The sequence below is a fragment of the Agrococcus sp. GW821-FHT14H11 genome, assembly GCF_058803545.1.
Genome location: NZ_JBXAPA010000006.1, coordinates 227,954 through 242,799, shown reverse-complemented (window position 1 = coordinate 242,799; position 14,846 = coordinate 227,954). Strand labels below are relative to the sequence as shown.

14 protein-coding genes are annotated in these 14,846 nt (G+C 74.6%); 5 read left to right on the top strand and 9 right to left on the bottom strand.

The annotated features are described in order from the left end of the window. Positions 1 to 100: 100 nt before the first annotated feature. Positions 101 to 496: a DoxX-related protein gene (locus AC1RNL_RS08895; protein WP_128190706.1), complete on the top strand. Its 396-nt coding sequence runs from the start codon at positions 101 to 103 to the stop codon at positions 494 to 496. A 19-nt stretch (positions 497 to 515) separates the two neighbouring features. Here AC1RNL_RS08895 and AC1RNL_RS08890 read toward each other — a convergent pair whose 3' ends face one another. Together AC1RNL_RS08890 and AC1RNL_RS08885 are read right to left on the bottom strand one after the other, a co-directional pair. Beyond that, positions 516 to 863 carry a hypothetical protein gene (locus AC1RNL_RS08890; RefSeq protein WP_128190705.1) on the bottom strand — a complete coding sequence of 116 codons (348 nt, stop codon included), beginning with the start codon at positions 861 to 863 and terminating at the stop codon, positions 516 to 518. After that, on the bottom strand, positions 860 to 1,261 hold the full coding sequence (locus tag AC1RNL_RS08885; protein ID WP_240671444.1) for a hypothetical protein: 402 nt from the start codon (positions 1,259 to 1,261) through the stop codon (positions 860 to 862). The genes AC1RNL_RS08890 and AC1RNL_RS08885 overlap by 4 nt, the downstream gene beginning before the upstream one ends. Before the next feature lie 112 nt (positions 1,262 to 1,373). Between AC1RNL_RS08885 and AC1RNL_RS08880 the strand changes: the two genes are divergently transcribed. The 3 genes from AC1RNL_RS08880 to AC1RNL_RS08870 are packed head-to-tail and all read left to right on the top strand — an operon-like array spanning position 1,374 to position 5,076. Then, positions 1,374 to 2,435, top strand: coding sequence for an extracellular solute-binding protein (locus AC1RNL_RS08880; RefSeq protein WP_492935015.1), 1,062 nt, complete (start codon positions 1,374 to 1,376; stop codon positions 2,433 to 2,435). Then, entirely contained in the window at positions 2,436 to 4,016 is a 1,581-nt protein-coding gene (locus AC1RNL_RS08875; RefSeq protein ID WP_492935014.1) for an ABC transporter permease, read from the top strand. Between the two features lie 19 nt (positions 4,017 to 4,035). Next, positions 4,036 to 5,076 (top strand): ABC transporter ATP-binding protein, encoded by a 1,041-nt coding sequence (locus AC1RNL_RS08870; RefSeq protein ID WP_492935013.1) that lies wholly within the window; start codon positions 4,036 to 4,038, stop codon positions 5,074 to 5,076. 26 nt (positions 5,077 to 5,102) lie between these two features. On the opposite strand, the gene AC1RNL_RS08865 is transcribed toward AC1RNL_RS08870, so the two are convergent. The 6 genes from AC1RNL_RS08865 to ilvD form a co-directional block, all read right to left on the bottom strand. Then, on the bottom strand, positions 5,103 to 6,092 hold the full coding sequence (locus tag AC1RNL_RS08865) for a DUF2332 domain-containing protein (RefSeq protein WP_492935012.1): 990 nt from the start codon (positions 6,090 to 6,092) through the stop codon (positions 5,103 to 5,105). A gap of 67 nt (positions 6,093 to 6,159) precedes the next feature. Continuing rightward, a complete protein-coding gene (locus AC1RNL_RS08860) occupies positions 6,160 to 7,635 on the bottom strand; it encodes an FAD-dependent oxidoreductase (RefSeq protein WP_364197074.1) in 1,476 nt (491 codons plus the stop codon). Between the two features lie 229 nt (positions 7,636 to 7,864). Then, positions 7,865 to 8,890 carry a ketol-acid reductoisomerase gene (gene ilvC, locus AC1RNL_RS08855; protein ID WP_492935011.1) on the bottom strand — a complete coding sequence of 342 codons (1,026 nt, stop codon included), beginning with the start codon at positions 8,888 to 8,890 and terminating at the stop codon, positions 7,865 to 7,867. 34 nt (positions 8,891 to 8,924) lie between these two features. After that, entirely contained in the window at positions 8,925 to 9,440 is a 516-nt protein-coding gene (ilvN, locus tag AC1RNL_RS08850; RefSeq protein WP_246991918.1) for an acetolactate synthase small subunit, read from the bottom strand. Continuing rightward, complete coding sequence (locus AC1RNL_RS08845) at positions 9,440 to 11,227, bottom strand: acetolactate synthase large subunit (RefSeq protein ID WP_246991920.1); 1,788 nt, start codon at positions 11,225 to 11,227, stop codon at positions 9,440 to 9,442. Before AC1RNL_RS08845 ends, ilvN begins: the two co-directional genes overlap by 1 nt. 29 nt (positions 11,228 to 11,256) lie before the next feature. Further along, positions 11,257 to 12,954: a dihydroxy-acid dehydratase gene (ilvD, locus tag AC1RNL_RS08840; RefSeq protein ID WP_400529480.1), complete on the bottom strand. Its 1,698-nt coding sequence runs from the start codon at positions 12,952 to 12,954 to the stop codon at positions 11,257 to 11,259. Positions 12,955 to 13,057: 103 nt separating this feature from the next. On the opposite strand from ilvD, the gene AC1RNL_RS08835 reads away from it, so the two are divergent. Further along, entirely contained in the window at positions 13,058 to 13,906 is an 849-nt protein-coding gene (locus AC1RNL_RS08835; protein ID WP_246991924.1) for a sugar phosphate isomerase/epimerase family protein, read from the top strand. A 26-nt stretch (positions 13,907 to 13,932) separates the two neighbouring features. Here the strand turns inward: AC1RNL_RS08835 and AC1RNL_RS08830 are convergent, their stop codons facing one another. Continuing rightward, positions 13,933 to 14,844: an NAD-dependent epimerase/dehydratase family protein gene (locus AC1RNL_RS08830; protein WP_400529477.1), complete on the bottom strand. Its 912-nt coding sequence runs from the start codon at positions 14,842 to 14,844 to the stop codon at positions 13,933 to 13,935. Positions 14,845 to 14,846 lie beyond the last annotated feature (2 nt).

The following is a 14,846-nucleotide window of genomic DNA, read 5'->3' as shown; positions in this document are numbered from 1 at the left end:
GGGAGGGGCGTCGGTGTGGGTGTAGGGGGGGAGGCAAGAAGGCCCCCCCGCTTCCAGCTCCAGCGCGCGGGCGCAACCGGAGTGCGGGAGGATGGGGTCGATGGATGCCTTCGCTCTCGTGCAGCTCGTGCTGCGGATCCTGCTCGCCGTGATCTTCATCGGCATGGGCGCCGCCCACTTCGTGCCGCGCGTGCGCCGCACGATGGGCGCGATGATCCCCGCCGGGCTCGCCGGCCCCGACCGGCGCTGGGCGCCGACGCTCGTGACCGTCTCCGGCGTCGCCGAGATCCTCGGCGGGCTCGGCCTGCTCGCGCCGTGGTGGGGCGTGCGGTTCGCGGCAGGGCTCGCGCTCATCGCGCTGCTGATCCTCGTGTTCCCCGCCAACGCGCAGGCGGCGAAGGAGCCGGAGCGCTTCGGCGCCGTCGCGGTGCCGCTCGTGCCGCGCGCGATCGGGCAGATCGTCCTCGGGCTGCTGATCCTCGTCAGCGTGATCTGACGCGGCCCGCGAGCGCGGGCTACACGCCGAGCGCGGTGATCGCGATCTGCCGCGCCAGCTGCTCGGCGAGCAGACTCAGCTGCGCGCTCACGCCGAGCGCGACCAGCAGGATGCCCGCCTTGGCGACCAGGCGCATCCGCCGCCCGACGAAGAGCGCCACGACGAAGAGGATGCCCGGCAGCGCCACCTGCGCCACGAGCAGCCACCACGGGATGGCGCCCTCGATGCCCGCGCCGACGTAGAGCAGCGGCAGCTGCTCGGCGTTGGCGATCGCCTCGACGGTGTCGTAGCCGAACGCGAGCGCGAACAGCAGCGCGACGATCCAGCTGTCGCTCGGGCGCTCCTCGCGCGGCTCGCGGGCGCTCATGCGAGGACTCCGGCGGCGAGCGGCCACGGCGCGGTGACGACGAGGCCCGCGAGCCACCAGGGCGCGCGGCGGCGGACGGGCGTCAGGCGGTCGACGCAGAACCACCACAGCAGCGGCGCGATCACCGCGAGCAGCTCGCCCAGCTGGTACATCGCGAGCCCGAGCAGGCTCGGCTGCTGCACGGGGTTGAGCACCATGACCGCGATCCAGCCGACGGTCGAGGCCGCGGCGAGCGCGAGCATGAGCCAGCCGAGCGGGCCGCGGCGGCGCTCGTCGCGCGGGGCGTCGGGGGCGGATGCGCCGTCGGGCCCGGGCGCGGAGCCCGCGCCGTCGTCGGCGGTCGCGCGATCGAACTCGTCGTCGCCCTCCCAGCGGAGGGCATCCTCGTCGCGGCTCATCCGCACCAGCCTACCGGCGGCCGACGCCGGCATCCGGCCCGAGTTAGGCTACCCTTACCTCATCGCCGCGGCGCCGGATGCCGCCGGCCCACCACCTCTCCAGGAGTCCTCCTTGCAGCGTTCCGCCCTGCGCGCCATCGCGCCCGCCGCCCTCGCCGCCGCAGCCCTCGTGCTCGCCGGCTGCACCGCATCCGACCCCGAGCCCTCGGCGAGCACCGGCTCGACCGAGGCCGCAGCCGAGGCCGACGGCGCCTTCACGCTCTACGCCGGCCGCAGCGAGGACCTCGTCGACCCGCTCATCGAGCAGTTCGAGGAGTCGAGCGGCATCGACGTCGACGTGCGCTACGCCTCGTCGACGGAGCTCGAGGCGCTCCTGCTCGAGGAGGGCGACCGCTCCCCCGCCGATGTCTTCTGGTCGCAGGACGCCGGCTCGCTCGGCGCCGTCGCCGAGGCGGGCATGCTCGCGACGCTGCCAGAGGAGATCACCGGCGCCGTGCCGCCCGAGTTCACCTCGACCGACGGCAGCTGGGTGGGCGTCACGGGCCGCGCGCGCGTCACCGCCTACGACAGCGAGGACGTCGCCGAGGCCGAGGTGCCCTCCGCGATCGCCGACCTCACCGGCGAGGAGTACCGCGGCCGCGTGGCGTTCGCGCCCGGCAACGCCTCGTTCCAGTCGTTCGTGACCGCGATGCGCGTGCTCGAGGGCGAGGAGGCGGCCGCCGCGTGGGTCGAGGCGATCGCCGCGAACGAGCCGATCCTCACCGAGTCGAACGGCCAGACGCTCGACCTCGTGCAGTCGGGCGAGGCCGACTTCGGGCTCATCAACCACTACTACTGGTTCGAGGACGCCAACGAGCTCGGCGCCGACCAGATGCGCGCGCAGCTCGCGTTCCTGCCGGGCGACCCCGGCGGCATCGTGAACGTGACGGGCGCGGGCCTGCTCGCGAGCGCCGAGGGCGACCCCGACGCGCTCGCCTTCATCGAGCACCTCGTCTCGGCCGAGGCGCAGGAGTACTTCGTCACCGAGACCTTCGAGTACCCGCTCGTCGACGGCGTCGAGGCGGCGCCCGAGCTGCCGGCGATCGAGTCGCTCGCGGTCGAGGGCCTCGACCTCGCCGACCTCGCGTCGCTCGCCGACACCCAGGCGCTGCTCGCCGAGCACGGCCTGCTGTAGGTGCTGGCAGCGCCGCCGCGCGTGCGCCGTCCCGAGCGGGGCGGCGCACGCGCGCTCGCGCTCGCGGGCGCGGTGTCGGTGGCGCTGCTCGCCGCGCCCGTCGTCTACCTCGTCGTGCGCGCGGTCGGCGCCGACCCCGCCGCCGCGCTCCCGCTCGTGCTGCGGCCGCGCACGGGCGAGCTGCTCGTCACGAGCCTCGCCCTCGCGCTCGCCGTCGCGCTCGCGGTGGGCGCGCTCGGCACGCTCCAGGCCGCGCTGCTCGCGCGCCTGCGGCTCCCGGGCGCCCGCACGCTGCTGACGCTCGCCGCGCTGCCGCTCGCGATGCCGTCGTACGTCGCCGCCTTCGGCTGGCTCGGGATCGTGCCGTCGATGCAGGGCTTCTGGGGCGCGTGGCTGCAGCTCACGATCGTCTCGACCCCGTACGTAACGCTCCCCGTCTACGCGGCGCTGCGCTCGACGCCCGCCGGGCTCGAGATCGCCGCGCGCTCCCTCGGCCGCACGCAGCTGTCGGCGATGCTGCAGGTGACGTGGCCGATCGTGCGCCCCGCGGCGACGGCCGGCGCGCTGCTCGCGGGCCTCTACGCCCTCGCCGACTTCGGCGTCGTCTCGCTCATGCGCGTCGAGACCCTCTCGACCGGCATCGCGCGGGCGATGGGCGCGGGCTTCGACCGCTCCTACGCGGCGCTGCTCGGCCTCGTGCTGGTGGTGGCGGCCGTCGCGCTCGTGCTGCTCGAGCAGCGCGTGCGGCGGGCCGCCGTGCCCGCGCGCCTGCGATCGGCGGTGCCGCTGCGATTGGAGGCGGGCGGATGGGCGCCGCTCGCGATGGCCGCGGTGGTCGTCACGCCGGTGCTCGCGATCGGCGTGCCGGTGGGGGTGCTGCTGGCGCGCGCCGCCTCGGCCGATGCGGTCGCGGCGCTCGACTGGCCCGAGCTGCTCGGCGCCGCGGGCACCTCGGTCGCGCTCGCGATCGCCGCGGGCCTGCTCGCGATCGCGCTCGCCGCGCCCGTCGCGCTGCTCGCCGCCCGCCACCCGTCGCCCCTCAGCCGCGCCCTCGAGGGCGCCGCCACGATCGCGCACTCGCTGCCCGGCATCGTCGTGGGCCTGTCGCTCGTGTTCCTCTCGCTCTCGCTCGTGCCGTGGGCGTACCAGAGCGTCGGCGTGCTCATCGCCGCCTACGCGCTGCTCGCCACGCCGCGCGCGGTCGGCGGGGTGCGCGCGGCGCTCGAGCGGGTGCCCGCGCGCTACGAGCTGCTCGCCCGCGCGCTCGGGCGGCCGCGGCTGCGGGCCCTCGCCGCCACCACCGCACCGCTCGCCGCGCCCGGCATCGCCGTGGCGGCGCTGCTCGCCGCCGTCGCCGCGCTCAAGGAGCTGCCCGCGACGCTGCTGCTGCGCCCGACCGGCGTCGACACGCTCGCGACAGCGCTGTGGGCGCGCACCGACATCTCCGAGTACGCCGCCGCCGCCCCCTACGCCCTCGCGCTCGTCGCGTGCGCGGCGGTGCCTGCCATGCTGGTGCTCGCCGCGACCGGCGAGCGCGACCCGGCGCACGCCGCCGAGATCACCGAGCGGAGTGCGCCATGACCCCCGAGCGGAGCACCGCATGAGCGAGCTGCGGATCACCGCCGCCACCGTCGGCCACCCCGGCGGCGGCGACGTGGTGCACGAGCTCGACCTGCACGTGCCCTCCGGCGGCGTCGACGCCGTGCTCGGCGCATCCGGCTCCGGCAAGTCCACGCTGCTGCTCGCGATCGCGGGCCTCCTGCCGCTGCGGGCCGGCGAGATCGCCGTCGGCGACCGCGTGCTGTCGACGGCGCGCCGCACGGTGCCGCCCGAGCGGCGCGGCGTCGGCTGGGTGCCGCAGGACGCATCCCTCTTCCCCCACCTGACCGTCGCGCAGAACATCGCCTTCGGGCTGCCGCGCGGCGAGCGCGACCCCCGCGGCGATCGCGTGCTGGCCATGCTCGAGCTCGTCGAGCTCGGCGGCTTCGGCGACCGCGCGCCGGCCGACCTCTCGGGCGGACAGGCGCAGCGCGTCGCGCTCGCGCGCGCACTCGCGCCGGCGCCGTCGATCGTGCTGCTCGACGAGCCGTTCTCGGCGCTCGACGCTACGCTGCGGGTGGGCCTGCGGCGCGAGATCGGGCGCATCCTGCGCGATGCGGGCGCGACCGCGCTGCTCGTCACCCACGACCAGGACGAGGCGTTCGCGCTCGCCGACCGGGTCTCGGTGCTGCGCAGCGGCCGGATCGAGCAGCACGGCACCGCCGAGGAGCTCTTCGCCCGGCCGCGCTCGGCGTGGCTCGCGACCTTCCTCGGCGAGTCGACGCTCGTGCCCGCGAGGCGCGACGGTGACGCCTGGCGCACGCCGCTCGGCCCCGTGCCGGTCGCGGCCGACGCGATCGACGACGCCGAGGCGATGCTCGTGGTGCGCCCCGAGCAGCTGAAGCCCTTCGCCGCCGGCGTGCCGATCACCGTGCGCGACGTCGAGTACTCGGGCCACGACCGGCTGCTGCTCGCCGAGGCGGAGGGCGTGCCCGGCACGGTGCTCATGCGGATGCCGTCGGCGATCGGCATCGAGCTCGGCACCCGCATGCCGGTGCGCATCCACGGCACGCCGCACGCCGTGCCGCTCGCCGGCGCCTAGCTGGGGAGCCCCCGCGCGGGCGCGCGCTAACGTGCGATGTCGTCGAGCCAGGTGATCGCCGCCCCGTGCGGGTCGGTGATCGCGATCGGCTCGGCGTCACGCCGCAGCACGAAGTCGGACGGCGACGCCCACGGCGCGGGCGGCCCGATCTCGAGCGACGCGCCCTCGTTCGCGACCCACGTCACCGGCAGCCCGCCCATCAGGTCGGCGAACGCTGCGCGCTCGTAGGCCGAGACGTACGCGAGCACGGCCGAGTGCCAGACGACGACCGTCGGCGCGTGCCGCGCGGCCTCCTCGACGAGCGCGCGCGTGTCGGCGGTGAGGTCGCCGCGGCGCAGCTCGGCGCCCTCGCGCCGCGCGATCGCGATGCCCGTGCGCAGCCGGTCGACGCGCGCCCCGTCGACGCCGCCCGTCGCATCCGGCCAGACGAGCGCCTCGAGCCACGCGCGCGTGTCGGGGTCGGCGGGGTCGAGCGGCTGCAGGTCGAGGCCGCCGCGCCAGGCGACCAGCGGCGGCTCGGCGGGCACCGGCGTCGACGGCGAGGCCTCGGTCTCGAGCAGCGGCAGGCTCGCGTCGCCCACGTACCTGCCGGGCCCGAAGCGGTAGCGCCAGCGGTCGGGGTAGAGGCACAGGCCCGCCGCCGCGCCCACCTCGACGAGCGCGATCGGCCCCGTCAGGTGTGCGATGGCGGGCAGCAGCGTGGCCATGCGGCGGGCCTCGTTGGTCTGCGTCATGCGCGCGAGCATGGTCGAGCGGATGCGGTCCCAGGCGCCCGCGACCATGTCGCGCACGTCGGTCCACGGCTGCAGCGGCACGCCCTCGAAGCGAGCGGCGGCGAAGAGCAGGTTGGGCTGCCGCTTCACGGGCTCCAGCTCGGCGATCGCCGCGCAGAGCGCGGGATCGGCGGCCACGCCGCGCGCCCACTCGGCGTAGCGCGGCGAGCGCTCCTCGGCCTCGACCGCGGCCCACCGCAGGTAGGAGCGCGCGACGGACTGGTCCTCGGTCACGTCCTGCACGCATCCACCCTGCCATGCCGGGCGCGGCCGCCCGTGTGCGCCGAGCCCTTCCTCGAGCGGGCGGGCCTCAGCCGGCTCCGCGCAGGCGGCGCAGGCCGCAGGCGGCGGGGCCCTCGAGCCGCGCGCCGTCGGGGGCGAAGCGCGAGCCGTGCGCGGTGCAGTCCCAGCTGCGCTCCTCGGGGTTCCAGCGCACGAGGGCGCCCACGTGCGGGCAGAAGGCGGACACCTGGCGCGTGGCGCCGTCGACCGTGGAGGTGCCGACGAGCCGCAGGCCGTCGCGGCCGAGCGCGCCCTCGCCCTCGAGCGGCACCGTCGCCGGCGCGAGCGCGTCGCGCAGCGCGCCCGCCTCGGCGCCCGCGGTGGCGGTGAGCGTGCCCACGAGCCGGCCCGCCGCCGCCGGGGTCGTGCCGCGCCGCCGCAGCGTGCGCGCCCAGTCGGGCTCGTGCCCGACGATGCGGCCGGCGATCGCGACCGCGCTCATCGCGCCCCCGGTCATCCCCCACTTGTCGAAGCCGGTCGCGAGCAGCACCCGCCCCCGGGAGCCGAGGCGCTCGCCGATCCACGGGAGCCGGTCGGGCGTGCGGTAGTCCTGCGCCCCCCACGCGTGCGTGCGCCGCGCGTCGGGCCAGTGCGCGAGCACCCAGCGGTCGAGCTCGGCGAGCAGGCGGCGCGGGTCGTGCTCGCGGCCTACGAGGTGGCCGGGGCCGCCCGCGACGAGCAGCAGGCCGGCCTCGTCGTGCGCGGTGCGCAGCGAGCGGCTCGGCGAGTCGACGCTGAGCGCCATCACCTCGGGCAGCGGCGCGCCCGTGCGGTACGACGCGGCGTAGGAGCGGTGCGCCTCGAGGAGCGCCGCGGTGCCGCGCGCGGGCACGGGGGCGCCGGTGGCGAGCACCGCCTGCCCTGCGCGCCACTCGCCCGCGTCGGTCTCGACGACCACGCCGCGGCCGCTCGCGCGCACGCGCCGCACCCGGGCGCGCACGATGCGGCCGCCGCGGCCCTGCAGCTCGGCCGCGAGGGCGGCGAGCACCGCCATGGGCTGCAGCTGCGCCTGGTCGGCGAGCCGGATCGCCCCGGCCGTCGGGAACGGCAGCGCCTCGGCGCCGCCCTCCTCCGCGGGCAGGCCGAGCGAGCGCATCGCCTCGAGCTCCTGCGCGAGCGCGTCGGCGCCGTCGGCGGTGGAGGCATAGGAGACGGCAGGGCGCCGCTCGGGGTGCTCGCCCTGCTCGGCGAGCAGCTCGAGCAGCCGGCGCTGGCCGGCGAGCGAGCCGGCCACGAAGGCCTCGACCGCCTCGCGGCGCGCGAGGCCGAGGATCCGGTGCATGCGGTCGCCCTGGAGGAGGCTCAGCTTGGCGGTCGAGCCGCCGGTCGCGGCGGCGCCCGGCTCGCGCGCCTCGAGCACGACGACGCTCGCGCCGCGGCGGGTGAGGAGGGCGGCGGTCATGAGCCCGGTGATGCCGGCGCCGACGACGACGACGCCCGTGCGCCGCGACCCGGGCTCGTCGAGGGCGACGGTCGGCGCGGTCGCCCGCCAGAGGGAGGTCATGTCCCCCACTCAACGCGGGGCGCGGGATGTGCGCAAGGGGCGGGGATCCAGATATGGATCCCCGCCCCTCGTGGTCTCGATACGCCGCCTGCGGCGGCTACTCGACCAGCGGTGGTGGTCGCCGCCTGCGGCGGCTACTCGACCAGCGGTGGTGACTGCCGCCTGCGGCGGCTACTCGACCAGCGGTGGTGGCCGCCGCCTGCGGCGGCCACTCGACCAGCGCGTCTGGCTAGCGCTGCGCCGAGCCGTCGGTGTAGTCGGCGTCGGGCTGCTCCCACGCGAAGAGCGCGCGCAGCTTCTGGCCGGTCGCCTCGATCGGGTGGCCCTCGGCCTTGGCGCGCAGCGCCTTGAACTCGGGGCCGCCAGCGTCCTGGTCGCCGATGAAGCGCTCGGCGAAGGCACCCGACTGGATGTCCTTCAGCACCGCCTGCATGTTCTCCTTGACGCTCGGGTCGATGACGCGCGGGCCCGAGACGTAGTCGCCGTACTCGGCCGTGTCGGAGACCGACCAGCGCTGCTTGGCGATGCCGCCCTCCCACATGAGGTCGACGATGAGCTTGAGCTCGTGGAGCACCTCGAAGTAGGCGATCTCCGGCTGGTAGCCGGCCTCGGTGAGGGTCTCGAAGCCGTACTGCACGAGCTGCGAGACGCCGCCGCAGAGCACCGCCTGCTCGCCGAAGAGGTCGGACTCCGTCTCCTCGGTGAACGTGGTCGTGATGCCGCCGGCGCGGAGGCCGCCGATCGCCTTCGCGTACGACCAGGCCGTCTGCCACGCCGAGCCCGATGCATCCTTCTCGACGGCGACGATCACGGGCACGCCGCGGCCGGCCTGGAACTCGCGGCGCACGGTGTGGCCCGGGCCCTTCGGCGCGATGAGCACGACGTCGACGCCCTCGGGCGCGGTGATGTAGCCGAAGCGGATGTTGAAGCCGTGGCTGAAGACGAGCGTCTTGCCCTCGCCCATGTGCTGCGCGACCTCGTCGTTGTAGATGTGGCGCTGGTGCTGGTCGGGCGCGAGCAGGACGACGACGTCCGCCCACTCGGCGACCTCGGCGGGCGTGCCCACCTCGAAGCCGGCCTCCTGCGCCTTGGCGCGGCTCTTCGACTCCGGCTGCAGGCCGACCCGCACCTCGACGCCCGAGTCGCGCAGGTTCTGCGCGTGCGCGTGGCCCTGCGAGCCGTAGCCGATGATGGCGACCTTCTTGCCCTGGATGATGCCGAGGTCGGCACCGTCGTCGTAGATGACCTCAGTCATGCTGTTCTCCTTCGTCTGGGTTCTGGGAGCTGGTTCAGCGGTCGGACTTGAGCACGCGCTCGCTGATGGACTTGCCGCCGCGGCCGATGGCGAGGAGGCCCGACTGGGCGATCTCCTTCACGCCGTAGGGCTCGAGGAGCCGCAGCAGCGCCTGGCACTTCGGGGAGTCGCCGGTGACCTCGATCACGAGCGCGTCGGCGTTCACGTCGACGACGTTGGCGCGGAAGAGCGTCGCGGCCTCGAGGATCTGCGAGCGGGTCGAGTTGTCGACCTTCACCTTGATCAGCATGTGCTCCCGCTGCACCGACTGGCCGGGCTCGAGCTCGACGATCTTCACGACGTTGATGAGCTTGTTCAGCTGCTTCGTCACCTGCTCGAGCGGCAGGTCCTCGACGTCGACGACGACCGTGATGCGGCTGAGGCCGGGCACTTCGGTCTTGCCGACCGCGAGCGACTCGATGTTGAAGCTGCGTCGGGCGAACAGGCCCGCGACGCGGGTCAGCAGGCCGGGCTTGTCCTCGACCAGGAGCGACAGGACGTGCGTGCTCATCACTCCTCCTCCCATACCGGGCTGTGCTCCTTGGCGTACTGCACGAAGGAGTTGGAGACGCCCTGCGGCACCATCGGCCACACCATGGCGTCCTTCGACACGATGAAGTCGATCACCACGGGGCGGTCGTTGGTCTCGAGCGCGAGCTTGATGGCCGGGTCGACCTCCTCGGGCTTCGTGACGCGGATCGAGAGGCAGCCGTACGCCTCGCCGAGCTTCACGAAGTCGGGGATCATGCGCGCGTCGTCACCGGTCTCGAGGTCGGTGAACGAGTGCCTGCCCTCGTAGAACAGGCTCTGCCACTGCCGCACCATGCCGAGCGACGAGTTGTTGATCACCGCCACCTTGATGGGGATGTCGTTGAGCGTGCAGGTGGCGAGCTCCTGGTTGGTCATCTGGAAGCAGCCGTCGCCGTCGATCGCCCAGACGACGCGCTCGGGCTCGGCGACCTTCGCGCCCATCGCGGCGGGCACCGCGTAGCCCATCGTGCCGGCGCCGCCGGAGTTGAGCCAGGCGTTGGGGCGCTCGTACTTGATGAACTGCGCGGCCCACATCTGGTGCTGGCCGACGCCCGCGGCGTAGACGGCCTCGGGGCCCGTGATCTCGCCGATGCGCTGGATGACGTGCTGCGGCGAGAGCTTGCCGTCGGTCGGCTCGGCGAAGCCGAGCGGGAACCGCTCCTGCAGGCCCTGCAGCCGCTCCCACCAGTCGGTGAGGTCGGGGCGCGCGGTGGTCGCGAGGTCCTGGAAGGCGATCGACAGGTCGGCGAGCACCTCGCGCACGTCGCCCACGATCGGCACGTCGGCGGGCCGGATCTTCGAGATCTCGGCCGGGTCGACGTCGACGTGGATGACCTTGGCGCCCGGCGCGAACTCGTTCACCTTGCCGGTGACGCGGTCGTCGAAGCGCGCGCCCAGGGCGATGATGAGGTCGCACTCCTGGAAGGCGAGCACCGCCGGCACCGCGCCGTGCATGCCGGGCATGCCGAGGTGCTGCGGGTGGGAGTCGGGGAACGCGCCGCGCGCCATGAGCGTCGTCACGACCGGGGCGCCGGTCGCCTCGGCGAACTCGCGCAGCTCCTCCGACGCCTTCGCGCGGATCACGCCGCCGCCCACGTAGAGCAGCGGGCGCTGCGACTCGGCGAGCAGCTGCGCCGCGGCGGTGATCTGCTTGCCGTGCGCCTTCGAGACGGGCCGGTAGCCGGGCAGGTCGACCTTCTCGGGCCAGATGAACGGCGCCGAGTTCTGCTGCGCGTCCTTCGTGATGTCGACGAGCACGGGGCCCGGGCGGCCGGTGGATGCGATGTGGAAGGCCGCGCGCATGACGCCCGGCACGTCCTCGGGGTGCGACACCTGGAAGCTGTGCTTCGTGATCGGCATCGTGATGCCGGTGATGTCGGCCTCCTGGAACGCATCCGTGCCGATCAGGTGGCTGAAGACCTGGCCGGTGATCGCGACCATCGGCACCGAGTCCATGTACGCATCCGCGATGGCCGTCACCAGGTTGGTGGCGCCGGGGCCGGAGGTCGCGAGGCACACGCCGACCCGGCCGGTCGCGGCCGCGTAGCCCTCGGCGGCGTGGCCGCCGCCCTGCTCGTGGCGCACGAGGATGTGGCGGATCGCCGACTGCTGCATGAGCTCGTCGTAGAAGGGGATGATGGCGCCGCCGGGGATGCCGAAGACATCCTCGACCCCGAGCAGCTCGAGGGATCGGAGGACGGCGCCGGATCCGGTGAGGATCGGCGGTTCGGCGCTGCGCGGGGCGGCAGGCCTGGGTGTCATGGACATGGCTCTCCTGGCTTCACGCTGGACGTGCGTCAGCCCGTGACTGCGCCGGTGGCGGCGGAGCGCACGAGACGGGCGTACTTGGCGAGGACTCCGCGCGTGTAGCGCGGTGGCAGCGGCTCCCAGCCCTCACGCCGGGAGGCGAGCTCTGCCTCGTCGACGATCAGGTCAAGCGAGCGAGCGGCGATGTCGACCTTGATGCGGTCTCCGTCGCGCACGAAGGCGATCGGACCGGAGTCGACCGCCTCAGGGGCGATGTGGCCGATGCACAGGCCGGTTGTGCCGCCTGAGAATCTGCCGTCTGTCAGCAAGAGTACATCCTTGCCGAGGCCCGCTCCCTTGATGGCGGCGGTGATGGCGAGCATCTCGCGCATGCCGGGGCCGCCCTTCGGGCCCTCGTAGCGGATGACCACCACGTCGCCGGCCTGGATCTCGCCGGCCGTGAGGGCGTCCATCGCGGCCCGCTCGCGGTCGAAGACGCGCGCGGGGCCCTCGAAGACCTCGGCGTCGAAGCCGGCCGTCTTCACGACCGCGCCCTCGGGCGCGAGGGTGCCGTCGAGGATGGTGAGGCCGCCGGTGGCGTGGATGGGGTTCTCGAGCGAGCGCACGACGGTGCCGTCGATCGGGGCCGGGGCGAGCTCGGCGAGGTTCTCGGCGAGCGTGCGGCCGGTGACGGTGAGCGCGCCGCCGTGCAGGAGGCCCGCGTCGAGCAGCGCCTGCATGACGACCGGCATGCCGCCGACGCGGTCGAAGTCCTGGGCGACATAGGCGCCGAACGGCTTGACGTCGGCCAGGTGCGGCGAGCGGGCGCCGATGCGGCGGAAGTCCTCGAGGGTCAGCTCGACCTCGGCCTCGTGCGCGATCGCGAGCAGGTGGAGCACGGCGTTCGTGGAGCCGCCGAGCACCATCGCGACGGTGATGGCGTTCTCGAACGCCTCCTTGGTGAGGATGTCGCGGGCGGTGATGCCCTGACGCAGCAGCTCGACGACGGCCTCGCCCGACTTCCGCGCGTAGTAGTCGCGGCGGCGGTCGGCCGACAGCGGCGTCGACGAGCCGGGCAGGCTCATGCCGAGCGCCTCGGCGATGCACGCCATCGTGTTGGCGGTGTACATGCCGCCGCACGCGCCCTCGCCGGGCGCGAAGCCGCACTCGATGCGGTGCAGGTCCTCGGCGGAGATCTTGCCCGCCTTGAAGGCGCCGACGGCCTCGAAGGAGTCGATGATCGTCATCGACTTGGGGATCGTGCCGTCCTCGAGCTTGGCGAAGCCGGGCGCGATCGAGCCGGCGTAGACGAAGACGCTCGCGAGGTCGAGGCGCGCGGCAGCCATGAGCATGCCGGGGAGCGACTTGTCGCAGCCGGCCAGCAGCACCGTGCCGTCGAGCCGCTCGGCGTTCACGACCACCTCGACGGAGTCGGCGATCACCTCGCGCGAGACGAGCGAGAAGTGCATGCCCTCATGGCCCATCGAGATGCCGTCGGAGACCGAGACGGTGCCGAACTGCAGCGGGTAGCCGCCGCCGGCGTGCACGCCCTCCTTCGACGAGCGCGCGAGGCGGTCGAGGGAGAGGTTGCAGGGGGTGATCTCGTTCCACGAGCTCGCGATGCCGATCTGGGGCTTCTCCCAGTCGCCGTCGCCCATGCCGACGGCCCGCAGCATCCCTCGGCTCGTGGTGGCCTCGACGCCGTCGGTGACGGCGCGCGAGCGCGGCTTGATGTCGATCTCAGGCATGGCCCGATCCTACGCCGCGGGCACATGTCTGATCGGCGGCGGGTCGCATCGGTTCGTCGCGGCGGATGCGCGGCGTTCGTCCGGAGGGTCTACCGTCGTGGGCATGATCCAGGTCGGTCTCAGCACGATCTCCGTCTTCCCCAAGGGGGTCGAGGACGGCTTCCGGCTCGCGCACGAGGCGGGCTACGACGGCGTCGAGGTGATGGTCACGACCGACGCGAAGACCCGCTCCCCCGAGCGGCTGCTCGAGCTGTCGGAGCGCTACCACCAGCCGATCATGGCGATCCACGCGCCGGTCGTGCTGCTGACGACCTTCGTCTGGGGCCGCGACCCGTTCGTGAAGCTCGACCGCTCGGCCGAGCTCGCGGTGTCGGTCGGCGCGCCCACCGTGGTCGTGCATCCGCCCTTCCGGTGGCAGGGCAAGTACGCGAAGACGTTCGAGGATGCGGTGCGGCAGACCGAGCAGAAGCACGGCGTCGAGGTGGCGGTCGAGAACATGTTCCCCTGGTCGGCGGGCGGCATCGACCGCGCCGCCTACCTGCCGGGCATCGACCCGAGCGAGATGGACGTCGAGCACGCGACGCTCGACTTCTCGCACTGCGCGCTCGCGAAGCGCGACTCGATGCAGCTGGCGCTCGACCTGGGCGACCGGCTGCGGCACCTGCACCTCACCGACGGCGTCGCCGCCGAGGAGGGGCGCGTCTTCGACGAGCACCTCATCCCCGGCCACGGCAACGAGCCGGTCGCCGAGGTGCTGCAGATGCTCGCCGAGCGGCAGTGGACCGGCCAGGTGATCGCCGAGATCAAGACGCGCCAGGCGCGCTCGGAGCGCGACCGGCTTCGGCTGCTGACCGAGACGCTCGAGTTCGCGCGCGAGCACCTGGGGCAGGCGGACACGGCCGAGGCGGCCGAGCCCGATCCGGTCGCGTCGGCGCCCGAGCCGCCCGCCTGACGTGCGCCCCGGCTGCCGGTCGGCGGCTACCAGTCGGCGGCGCCAGCGAGGTCGACCGGCCGCGGCTCGAGGCCGAGTCGCTCGCGCATGCGCGTCAGATCGAGCGTGCGCTCCATGCCCAGCTGGCTGACCGCGTAGCGCGTCAGGCGCGGGCGGGTGCCCGTGCGGCGGGCGCGGCGCTCGGCGGCGGTCGCGAGCGCCATCGCCGCGCCGACCGGGAGCGGCAGGATGCGGGCGGGCTCGCCGCGCGCCGCGAGCACGCGCTGCAGCACGTCGGCGAGCGGCACGGCGGGCGCGTCGCCCACGTTCACGACGCCGACGTCGCCCGACGCGTCGAGCGCGCGCAGCGTCGCGGCGACGAGCGTGTCGATGCGCGTGAGCGTGTGGAGCGCGCGGCCGCTGCCCGGCAGCGGCAGCAGGGGCCCGCGCCGGGCCTCGAGCACTCGCGGCAGCAGCGTCGTGTCGCCCGGCCCGTACACCGCGTGCGGGCGCAGGATCGCGGCGGCGCGGCCCGCGAGCGCGCGCTCGGCGGCCGCCTTCGAGGCGCTGTAGGCGCTCAGGAACCGCGTCGGCAGCGGCGCCCCCTCGTGCCCCAGCACCGTCGGGTGTCGCGCGTCGTAGACGCTCGCGGTCGAGATGTGCACGAGCCGCGCGCCCGGCAGCGCGCGGCCGATCGCGACCGCGCCGTCGCGGTTGACGCGCATCGCCTCGGGCAGCGGCGCCCAGTCGTCGGCGCGCGCAGCCGCGTGCACGACCGCGTCGAACGCGCCGAGGTCGTCGACGGGCGCGAGCAGGTCGCGGCGCACGTAGCGGCCGCTCGGGTGCGACCAGCCGGCCGGGCGGCGGCCGAGCCCCACCACCGCGTCGCCGCGGTCGGCGAGCGCCGACGCGACCGCGCCTCCGACGAAGCCCGACGCGCCCGTCACCAGCACGCGCATCC

Coding starts and splice junctions, on each gene's coding strand:
- AC1RNL_RS08895 (WP_128190706.1), top strand. CDS start 101: ATGGATGCCTTCGCTCTCGTGCAGCTCGTGCTGCGGATCCTGCTCGCC.
- AC1RNL_RS08890 (WP_128190705.1), bottom strand. CDS start 863: ATGAGCGCCCGCGAGCCGCGCGAGGAGCGCCCGAGCGACAGCTGGATC.
- AC1RNL_RS08885 (WP_240671444.1), bottom strand. CDS start 1,261: ATGAGCCGCGACGAGGATGCCCTCCGCTGGGAGGGCGACGACGAGTTC.
- AC1RNL_RS08870 (WP_492935013.1), top strand. CDS start 4,036: ATGAGCGAGCTGCGGATCACCGCCGCCACCGTCGGCCACCCCGGCGGC.
- AC1RNL_RS08860 (WP_364197074.1), bottom strand. CDS start 7,635: ATGACCTCCCTCTGGCGGGCGACCGCGCCGACCGTCGCCCTCGACGAG.
- ilvC (WP_492935011.1), bottom strand. CDS start 8,890: ATGACTGAGGTCATCTACGACGACGGTGCCGACCTCGGCATCATCCAG.
- ilvN (WP_246991918.1), bottom strand. CDS start 9,440: ATGAGCACGCACGTCCTGTCGCTCCTGGTCGAGGACAAGCCCGGCCTG.
- AC1RNL_RS08845 (WP_246991920.1), bottom strand. CDS start 11,227: ATGTCCATGACACCCAGGCCTGCCGCCCCGCGCAGCGCCGAACCGCCG.
- ilvD (WP_400529480.1), bottom strand. CDS start 12,954: ATGCCTGAGATCGACATCAAGCCGCGCTCGCGCGCCGTCACCGACGGC.
- AC1RNL_RS08835 (WP_246991924.1), top strand. CDS start 13,058: ATGATCCAGGTCGGTCTCAGCACGATCTCCGTCTTCCCCAAGGGGGTC.
- AC1RNL_RS08830 (WP_400529477.1), bottom strand. CDS start 14,844: ATGCGCGTGCTGGTGACGGGCGCGTCGGGCTTCGTCGGAGGCGCGGTC.